We start from the raw sequence: 9,866 nt of genomic DNA, 5'->3' as shown, positions 1-9,866 counted from the left end.
GTGCTGGAAGACCAGTACCGTGTACGACGAAAAGGTTTATTTACAGGCCTTGCTCCGGCACGGCTCACCGTTGACCAGCGAGCTGGACACAGCAAAACCGCGTTGACGGAAAGGCTCAGGGCGTGATGGCGGACTTACAGTCACTCCAAATTTATTGGCAACCCGCTCCATTAGCGGGCAACACGCTTCGATTCGGTGCATCAGCCGCAATAACAGCCTGCATAAACCGCCTCTGTCCTAACAAATCCGCCACCTTGGCGACTTGGCACAACCACTGCATTACCTCTCCCAACAGACATAAAGCCCAGCCTTCAACGACGAAGGATGCGCTTCCCGAGAGAACGGGACCAGGACAAAGGCGTCCTCGCTAGGCAACTAGCGGGACGCCTTTTTTTGTTTGCGCAAAATTTGTCGAGCAAGACCTGAAAGCCCTGATGAGGCGGGTCCGAGCTCCCCGGAGAACCTGATGAAAAAACTAAAACTGGTGATGATCGGCAACGGCATGGCCGGGGTCCGCACCCTGGAAGAACTGCTCAAGCTGAGCAATGAGCTGTACGACATCACCGTCTTCGGCGCCGAACCCCATACCAACTACAACCGCATCCTGCTGTCGCCGGTTCTGGCCGGTGAGCAGACTTTCGAAGAGATCGTGCTCAACGATCTCGACTGGTACCTGGACAACAACATCAAGCTGCTGCTCAACCGCAAAGTGGTGGAGATCGACCGGATCAAACGCCGCGTGATCGCCGAAGACGGCACCGAAGCCGAATACGATCGCCTGCTGATCGCGACCGGCTCGACCCCGTTCATCCTGCCGATTCCCGGCAACACCTTGCAGGGCGTGATTGGCTATCGCGACATTGCCGACACCCAGGCCATGATCAACACCGCGAAAACCCACAAGCACGCCGTGGTGATCGGTGGCGGCCTGCTCGGCCTCGAAGCCGCAAACGGCCTGATGCTGCGCGGCATGCACGTCACCGTGGTGCACATCGGCGAGTGGTTGCTGGAGCGGCAACTGGATAAAACCAGTGGTCAACTTCTGCAAACCGCGCTTGAAGGCCGCGGCCTGCACTTTCGCCTGCACGAACAGACTCAGGCCCTGCACGACGCTGGCAATGGCCGGGTCGGCTCGGTTGAATTCAAGAACGGCGACATCATCCCCGCCGACCTGGTGATCATGGCCGCCGGCATTCGCCCAAGTACTGAACTGGCAGAAAAAACCGGCATCCCCTGCAATCGCGGAATTCTGGTCAACGACACGATGCAAACCTACGACCCTCGGGTCTATGCCATCGGCGAATGCGCCAACCACCGCGGAACCGCCTATGGCCTGGTCGCGCCGCTGTTCGAGCAAGCCAAGGTCTGCGCCAACCACCTCGCGCAGCTGGGCTTCGCCACCTACAAGGGTTCGGTGACGTCGACCAAACTGAAAGTCACCGGCATCGACCTGTTTTCCGCTGGCGATTTCATGGGCGGTGAAGGCACCGAAACCATCACCCTCTCCGACCCGATCGGCGGGGTCTACAAAAAACTGGTGATCAAGGATGACGTGCTGGTCGGCGCCTGTCTGTACGGCGATACGGCAGATGGCGGTTGGTATTTCCGGCAGATTCGTGAGAACCACGATATCGCGCAGATCCGCGATCACCTGATGTTCGGCGGCTCTTCGTTTATGGAGCAGGCCCTTGGCGACGCAGGACACCCAGGCCGGGAAGCAAGCTGATGAACCAGATCACCGCTTCCACCTGCTGCTACTGCGGGGTCGGCTGCGGCGTGCTGATCGAGCATGACGGCAAGCGCATCCTCGGCGTCAGCGGCGATCCGAGCCACCCGGCGAACTTCGGCAAGTTGTGCAGCAAGGGGTCGACCTTGCACCTGACAGGCGACTTGACCGCGCGAGCGTTTTACCCCGAATTGCGCCTCGGCAAAGGCCTGGCCCGCAACCGCACCGACTGGGACACCGCCCTTGACCATGCGACCCATGTCTTCGCCCAAACCATCGCCGAACACGGTCCGGACAGCGTGGCGTTCTACATTTCCGGGCAGTTGCTGACCGAGGACTACTACGCCTTCAACAAACTGGCGCGCGCGCTGGTAGGCACCAACAACATCGACAGCAATTCGCGGCTGTGCATGTCGTCTGCGGTGGTCGGCTACAAGCGCAGCCTGGGGGCCGATGCCCCACCGTGCAGCTACGAAGACCTGGAGTTGAGCGACTGCGTGATGATCGTCGGCAGTAACATGGCCTACGCCCACCCGGTACTGTTTCGTCGCCTGGAAGAAGCCAGATCCCGCCGCCCGCAGATGAAAGTCATCGTCATTGACCCACGTCGTACCGACACGTGCGATTTGGCTGACCTGCACCTGGCGATTCTTCCCGGGACCGATGTCGCCTTGTTCCATGGGATTCTGCACCTGCTGCTGTGGGAAGACTGGATTGACCGCGATTTCATCCAGGCTCACACCGAAGGCTTGGTCGAGCTGAAGAACCTGGTGCGCGATTACACGCCGCAGAGGGTGTCGCAGCTGTGCGGGATCAGCATCGAGCAATTGCAGGAGTGCACTGAATGGGTCGGCACCTCCAAGAGTTTTCTGTCGCTGTGGTGCATGGGATTGAACCAGTCCACTGCCGGCAGCGCTAAAAACAGTGCGCTGATCAATCTGCACTTGGCCACCGGGCAAATCGGCCGTCCCGGCGCAGGACCGTTCTCCCTGACCGGTCAGCCAAATGCCATGGGCGGTCGGGAAACCGGCAGTCTGTCGAACCTGCTGCCAGGCCATCGCGAAGCGGCCAATGCCGAACATCGCGCGGAAGTGGCGGCGTATTGGGGCGTTGATCAACTGCCCGAACACACCGGGCTCACCGCGATCGAGTTGTTTGAGCAGGTTCGTAGCGGCAAAATCAAAGCCCTGTGGATCGCCTGCACCAACCCGGCCCAATCGCTGCCGGACCAGACCGCCGTGCGCGCCGCACTGGAGGCTTGCCCGTTCGTGGTGTTGCAGGAAGCCTTTCGCACCACCGAAACCGCCGCGTTTGCCGACCTGCTATTGCCCGCCGCCAGTTGGGGCGAAAAGGACGGCACGGTGACCAACTCCGAACGGCGCATTTCTCACGTTCGCCGGGCCATCATCGCACCGGGTGAAGCGCGCGCCGACTGGGCGATCACGGTAGATTTCGCACAACGCCTGGAAAAACATCTGCGCCCTGGGCAAAACAGCCTGTTTAACTTTGAAACGCCGGCGCAAGTCTTCGACGAATACAAACACCTGACCCGTGGGCGTGATCTGGACCTGTCCGGTATCAGTCATGAGCTGATTGACCGCCTCGGTCCTCAGCAATGGCCCTTTCCTATGGGCGCTAGCAAAGGCACCGCCCGCCTGTATCTGGACGGTATGTTCCCGACCGCCAGCGGACGCGCTCAGTTTGTGGCTGATCCGTATCGCGCGGCCAAGGAACAACGCGACGCACGCTTTCCTCTGACCTTGATCACCGGGCGTCTGCGCGATCAATGGCACGGCATGAGCCGCACCGGCACCGCCGCGCAGCTGTTCGGTCACGTCAGTGAAGCCGTGTTGAGCCTGCACCCGGACGAACTGCGCCGGCATCGCTTGCAACCCGGCAATTTGATCAGCCTGAAAAGTCGTCGTGGCGCGGTGATCGTGCCGGTCGCAAGCGACGACAGCGTACGGCCCGGCCAAGCCTTTCTGCCGATGCATTTTGGCGACCGCTTTCTCAAGGGCGGCGTGAATACCCTCACCCTGCCCGCCTTCGATCCGCTGTCGAAACAACCGGAACTCAAACACAGCGGCGTACGACTGGAGCCTGTGCAACTGCCTTGGCAGCTATTCGTCCTGATCGAGGGCAATGTTCAACAGCATTTTGAGACGCTACGCCCGCACTGTGAGGCGTTTTCCTACGCCAGCCTGAGCTTGGTCGGTCGCGAGCGGCCCGCGCTGCTGATACGCGCTGCCAGCGCCGTTGCGCCAGATCCGCTACTGCTGCGTGACATCGATCAATGCCTGGAGCTCAACGACGGCCCGGTACTGGCCTACGACGACCCACGGCGTTCCATCGGCAAACGCGTGCGAATAGAGAACGGCCGCATTACCGCGATTCGCCTGGCCGGCGAAACCCTCGCCCAACACTGGCTGCAAAACCTTTGGCTTGAGGGCCGCGCCGACGAACAACTGCGGCGCTGGCTGCTGGCACCGCTAAGCGCGCCACCGGGCAACGCTGGAACAGCGGCAACGGGCACAAAAACCCTGTGCAACTGCAAGAACGTCAGCCAAAGCGCGGTCTGTGCCGGCATTAGCCGTGGCCTGGACTTGCAGGGTCTGAAACAAGAATTGGGCTGTGGCACGCAATGCGGCTCCTGCGTACCGGAAATCAAGCGTCTGCTGGCTGCCGCCGCGCAGCCGATCGCCGTCATCTCGTGAGGAAAACACTATGAGCGCAAAAGTCTGGCTGGTGGGTGCGGGTCCCGGGGACCCTGAATTACTGACCCTCAAGGCGGTCCGGGCGTTGAGAGAAGCGGATGTGGTGCTGATCGACGATCTGGTCAATGACGCGGTGCTGGAGCATTGCCCGGGCGCGCGGATTATTCCCGTGGGCAAACGCGGCGGCTGTCGCTCCACGCCTCAAGCCTTCATTCATCGCCTGATGCTGCGTTATGCCCGCCACGGAAAATGCGTGGTGCGGCTCAAGGGCGGCGATCCGTGCATCTTCGGCCGCGGTGGTGAAGAAGCGCACTGGTTGCGCGAGCGCGGTGTTGAAGTCGAACTGGTCAACGGCATCACCGCCGGGCTGGCGGGTGCGACCCAATGCGATATTCCGTTGACACTCAGAGGCGTTGCCCGCGGCGTTACGCTTGTCACCGCCCACACTCAGGATGGCAGCAGCCTGAACTGGCAGGCCCTGGCCCAAGGCGGCACGACGCTGGTGGTTTACATGGGCGTGGCGAAGCTGAGCGAGATTCGCGAGCAACTGCTGGCTGGGGGGATGGCGGCGGATACGCCGGTGGCGATGATTGAAAACGCTTCCCTGCCGCACCAACGGGAATGTCGGAGCGATCTGACGGCAATGGAAGAAGACGCCTCAGTGTTCGAATTGAAAAGCCCGGCGATCCTGGTGATTGGCGCAGTTGCAGCATGCGGCACTCAATCTCTGTGGGCGCGCGACTTGCCCGCGATGACGGCCGATCGAACAGCCTGAATCTCCCTGACTCAACCTCCCTCACCAAATTGCAGACAAAGAAAAGCCCGGCCTAAGCCGGGCTTTTCTCAGAGCTGCGACTAATTACTTAGCGTTAGCTTCAACCTGCGCTTCTACGCGACGGTTTACAGCGCGACCAGCGTCAGTTTTGTTGTCAGCAACTGGGCGGGATTCGCCGTAGCCAACAGACTGAACGCGGGACGATTCAACACCGTACTGGTTGGTCAGAACTTGCTTAACGGCGTTTGCACGACGCTCGGACAGTTTCTGGTTGTAAGCGTCAGGACCGACGGAGTCAGTGTGACCTTCAACAGTGGTGCTGGTGGATGGGTACTGTTTCATGAAATCAGCGAGGTTTTTGATGTCGCCGTAGCTGTTAGGCTTGACTACCGACTTGTCGAAGTCGAATTTCACGTCCAGCTCAACACGAACAACTTCAGCAACTGCTGGGCAGCCATCAGCGTCAACAGTTACGTTGGCTGGGGTGTCCGGGCACTTGTCAACGTTGTCGCACACGCCATCGTTGTCGCTGTCGGAGCAGACTTCAGCTGGTGCTGGAACTGGAGCAGCAGCAGGCTTGGAGCCGCCACCGAAGTTCACACCGATACCGACGCTTGGAGCCCACTCGGTGTCGCCCTGGTCGATGTTGTATTGCGCTTCAACGCCGGCACGAGCGTAGAAGTTGTCGGTGAAGTACAGTTTTGCACCGCCGCCAACGTTGGCGAAGGTGGAACGGTTACGACCGTTCGAACCGTTCTGACCGATGCTCTGATCGGAGAAGCCAGCCGATACGTACGGACGCAGCATGTCGCCCGGGTTGTTGAAGTGGTACAGAGCGTCCAGAGCGGTGTTAGCACCCTTGATGTTACGACCGTCGTCGGAACGCACGTTGTGCACTTCGTCGTAAGCCAGACGCAGTTCAACGTCGTCGGTCAGGAAGTAACCGATCGAACCGCCGAACAGGTTGCCGTTGTTCTTGAAGTTACGAGCGCTGTCGAATTGTTCTTTCTTAGCGAAGCCTTCGATTTCAACTGCGCCTTGGCCTTGTGCCAGAGCGCCGAACGAAGTGGCGGCAATCAAAGAACCAATGGCCAAGCCCAAGGTGTTTTTCAGTTTCATCCGTTAAATCCCCATCTGGTGATTGTGAAGCAGTCCCGCAAACCGGGGGACAACTCGGCGGCAAGTCTATCAGAACTTGCCTACACGTAAGAGATATTTGCGCCGAACTAAGTTTCAGCAATGCCTGCAAATTTCTCACGCAATTTATCTAGAGCACGTTTGTACCGCATTTTTGTCGCACTCAAACCCATGTGCATGATGTCTGCGATCTCCTGAAATTCCAGCTCTGCGACAAATCGTAGCACCAGAATTTCACGGTCGATCGGGTTCACATACACCAGCCAGCGATCGAGTCCACCCTTATCCTCGGGTTTCGGCATCTTTTCTTCAGATGCTTCCTCGAGGGGGTCCAGACTCAAAGCATCCATCAAGCGACGCTTTCGCCGTTCCTTCCGATACTGTGTGATGCATTCGTTGTACGTGATGCTGTAGAGCCACGTCTTGAACTTCGATTTGCCCTCGAAGTTCTTCAGGCCATACAGCACCTTCAACATCACTTCCTGACAGACATCGTCTGCGTCGCGATCGTTCCCCAGATATCGTGCACAGACGTTAAATAATGTTCGTTGGTAACGCCGCATCAGTTCTTCATAGGCGCGTGTTACGTGAAACAGCTCGGTATGCGAGCGCGCGACCAACTCCTCATCAGAGAGCTCGCGGGGGTCGTAGCGCGTGGAGAGCGATTGAGCTTTATTCAAAACAAGTCGGGCCGACAGTCAGGTCAATGTCCGCCGCAACCCTTACAGGGCACTTTGCGGCGGCATACATTAGCAGGGTTTGCCGGGTTAGCGGCTACTCACATGCTGCTCCAGGAGAATCCGATTGGAGAGAGAGACTAGCTCACCCTCATCGGTCAGCAATGTGGTTTTAACCGTGCCGATCTCTTCGATCTGACCTTCGACCTCGCCAACACGCACTTGTTGCCCAACCTGATACAACTCACGCACATAGATTCCCGCAAGAATCTGACCGGCAATTTCCCGGCTTCCCAATCCCATTGCCAGCGCAACCGCCAGACCAACGGTAATCAATACGATCACAATCACATGGTTGAGCAGGTCAGTCTTGACCTCCAACTGGCTGATTGCGACCGAAATACTGATGATAATCACCAGGCCCTGAGCAATTCGCCCCAGGCCCGCAGCATAATCCAGCCCTACACCCTCTGCGGCGCCACGCACCAGCCCATTGGCCAGTTGCGCCAGCAAAACACCCACCAGCAGCACCAGCGCGGCGCCAAATACTTTCGGCAAATACAGCGCAAGCATGTCCAGCGTAGCCGAAACTCTCTCAAGTCCAAGGGATTCTGCGGCAGAAACCAGAAAAATCAGCAAAACGAACCAATAGACAATCTTGCCAATCAAGGTCGAGATCGGCACTTGAAGGCCGGCCCGGGACAGCAATTTGGTCAGTCCGGTGCCGCCCATCAGGCGATCGAGCCCAAGCTTGGCGAGCAACTTGGACAGCAAAGTGTCCAAAAGTTTCGCAACGACAAAACCCAACAGCAGCACGACCAGTGCGCCGAACAGGTTCGGAATGAAATTTGCCACCTTGGTCCATAACGCAGTCATTGCAGTGACGAGGCTCTGAGTCCAGAGATCAAGTTCCATATTCAATCAGCCTTATCAGCGGTGCGAACGGTAGGTTTACGGTGACGGGATACCGGCGAGACGTGGGCCGAGCCGTTATTGAGGGCAATCATCAGCGCGGGCAACCAGCGGCCCAGCAGGCTGAACAGATCACCGGCGCCGACCTGGCGGTTGGCGGTTTTCAGGACACGCCCAAGGCACGCATCGTCGTCACGGGTGGACGGCGAAGCGTTTAGCATGTCGCGCAAAGACTGTTCAAACGGATCGTGCATACGCACCTCTCGTGATGTCTGTGAAAGACGCGGTCAAATTTGCCCGGGTCACATGAGTCATCGTCACACCCAGCGCAAGCGGCGGAATAACCACCACTGACCGAGCGCCACCGAGACCATCATCAGGCACGCGATCAGGAAGCCATAAGGGCTTGCCGAGAACGGAATGCCACCGACATTTATGCCCAACAGACCGGCCAGAAAACTCATCGGCAAGAAGATCCCGGTGATGATCCCGAAGCGGTACATCGTGCGGTTCATGCGCACGCTCAAACGTCTGTCCTCGGCCTCGAGGACCAGCCCCACCCGCTCCCGGGCCAATTCCAGCTCCTCGAGATAACGGGTCAGGCTGTTGTTCAATTCGTTCCAGTAATCACCATCGTCTTCGACGAACCAGGGCAGTTTTATCCGCGTGAGCTGTCCGAAAATATCCCGTTGCGGAGCCAGGAAACGTTTCAGCGCAGCAGCCCTTCGACGGATCTGCAAAATGGCGCCGTGCTCGGGTGTATACCGCTCGTCGGCATCCAGCTTTTCTTCTTCCTCATCGACCACTTCCGAGAGGCAACTGACCAGATCCTGCACCTTATTGGTGAGGTACTGAGCCATATAAAGGATGAGTTCGGACGCGCTTTTCGGCCCTTTGCCATCGGCCAGTTGCACCAGCAACTCATCAGTGGCTCGCAATGGACGCAAACGCAGGGAAATGACGCGCTGGGCGGAGGCGAAGATCCGCACCGAGACCATGTCTTCCGGCTCCGCGCCCGGGTTCAGGTTGACCCCACGCAGAAACAGCAGCAGTTCGGAGTCCGGCAGCGGCAAAAGACGAGGCCGGGTGTTCTCTTCGAGCAGCAGGTCGCAGCTGAATTCACTCAAACCACTGGATGTGCGCAGCCAGGTGCGGGTTTGCGGGTGACTGCGATCCCAGTGCAGCCACAGGCTTTCATGGGCCTGCAGCTGCAAGTCATCGAGTTCAGTCCGGGCTATCGAACGCGCGCCGCCTTTACCATCCAGCACCAGGGCATGCACCAGCCCCCACTGCGCGTTGTCTTCCTCGAACATCCTCACCCCTTTGTTGATTCGCGGCTTTATTCAGGCATCTTCAGCGGGCTTGGCGAGATGATCACGCCGTTGTTGTCCGCATAAATGTAATGGCCTGGGTGGAACGTCACGCCCGCAAAGGTCACCGCCACGTTGAGATCGCCGATGCCGCGCTTGTCGGTCTTCATCGGATGGCTGGCCAGCGCCTGAACGCCCAGGTCGGTTTGCGCGATGACGTCGACGTCACGGATGCAGCCGTAGATCACCAGCCCTTCCCAACCGTTTTTCGCGGCTTTCTCGGCGATCATGTCGCCCAGCAGCGCACGACGCAGGGAACCGCCTCCATCGACCACCAACACCTTGCCATTACCCTTGAGCTCGGCTTGTTCCTTGACCAGCGAGTTGTCTTCGAAGCACTTGATGGTCACGATTTCGCCGCCGAACGAATCACGGCCACCGAAATTGCTGAACATCGGTTCCAGCACCTGCACCAGCTCCGGGTAGGCGTCGCACAGGTCAGGCGTAAGGTAATGGTTCATCGAGAAACTCCTGTAAAGAGGAAGACAATCGAGGATGTCGTAAAGTGACCGGAACAGCACAATGCGTCATATCTTAGCCGCAAGCCGAACAGAG

Annotated in this window: 8 protein-coding genes and 1 pseudogene; 3 read left to right on the top strand and 6 right to left on the bottom strand. The window is 58.6% G+C overall.

Annotated elements, in window-relative coordinates; all coding sequences use genetic code 11:
- Positions 1-466: 466 nt before the first annotated feature.
- The 3 genes and pseudogenes from EYC95_RS26745 to cobA form a co-directional block, all read left to right on the top strand.
- Positions 467-1,723: pseudogene (locus EYC95_RS26745) on the top strand (NAD(P)/FAD-dependent oxidoreductase); the annotation flags it as partial.
- Between the two features lie 2 nt (positions 1,724-1,725).
- A complete protein-coding gene (locus tag EYC95_RS26740; protein ID WP_371928438.1) occupies positions 1,726-4,440 on the top strand; it encodes a molybdopterin-dependent oxidoreductase in 2,715 nt (904 codons plus the stop codon).
- A 10-nt stretch (positions 4,441-4,450) separates the two neighbouring features.
- Positions 4,451-5,215 (top strand): uroporphyrinogen-III C-methyltransferase, encoded by a 765-nt coding sequence (cobA, locus tag EYC95_RS26735; protein ID WP_131063000.1) that lies wholly within the window; start codon positions 4,451-4,453, stop codon positions 5,213-5,215.
- A gap of 84 nt (positions 5,216-5,299) precedes the next feature.
- On the opposite strand, the gene EYC95_RS26730 is transcribed toward cobA, so the two are convergent.
- The 6 genes from EYC95_RS26730 to rraA all read right to left on the bottom strand — a co-directional run bounded on the left by EYC95_RS26730 (position 5,300) and on the right by rraA (position 9,772).
- Positions 5,300-6,334, bottom strand: a complete 1,035-nt coding sequence (locus EYC95_RS26730; RefSeq protein ID WP_131062999.1) for an OmpA family protein — start codon at positions 6,332-6,334, stop codon at positions 5,300-5,302.
- 107 nt (positions 6,335-6,441) lie between these two features.
- Positions 6,442-7,032 carry an RNA polymerase sigma factor SigX gene (gene sigX / locus EYC95_RS26725; RefSeq protein WP_131062998.1) on the bottom strand — a complete coding sequence of 197 codons (591 nt, stop codon included), beginning with the start codon at positions 7,030-7,032 and terminating at the stop codon, positions 6,442-6,444.
- A gap of 87 nt (positions 7,033-7,119) precedes the next feature.
- Positions 7,120-7,944, bottom strand: coding sequence for a mechanosensitive ion channel domain-containing protein (locus EYC95_RS26720; RefSeq protein ID WP_008027407.1), 825 nt, complete (start codon positions 7,942-7,944; stop codon positions 7,120-7,122).
- A 2-nt stretch (positions 7,945-7,946) separates the two neighbouring features.
- Positions 7,947-8,195: a hypothetical protein gene (locus EYC95_RS26715; RefSeq protein WP_007944521.1), complete on the bottom strand. Its 249-nt coding sequence runs from the start codon at positions 8,193-8,195 to the stop codon at positions 7,947-7,949.
- Positions 8,196-8,258: 63 nt separating this feature from the next.
- The gene (locus EYC95_RS26710; RefSeq protein ID WP_131062997.1) at positions 8,259-9,254 is read right to left on the bottom strand and encodes a zinc transporter ZntB; all 996 of its coding nucleotides are present in this window, start codon (positions 9,252-9,254) and stop codon (positions 8,259-8,261) included.
- A gap of 26 nt (positions 9,255-9,280) precedes the next feature.
- Entirely contained in the window at positions 9,281-9,772 is a 492-nt protein-coding gene (gene rraA, locus EYC95_RS26705) for a ribonuclease E activity regulator RraA (protein WP_027922555.1), read from the bottom strand.
- Between the last annotated feature and the right edge of the window lie 94 nt (positions 9,773-9,866).

Source organism: Pseudomonas sp. BGI-2, assembly GCF_004310295.1.
Taxonomy (GTDB): Bacteria; Pseudomonadota; Gammaproteobacteria; order Pseudomonadales; family Pseudomonadaceae; genus Aquipseudomonas.
Note: the sequence above shows the minus strand (reverse complement) of the source record. Positions and strands in the feature narration are given on the sequence as shown.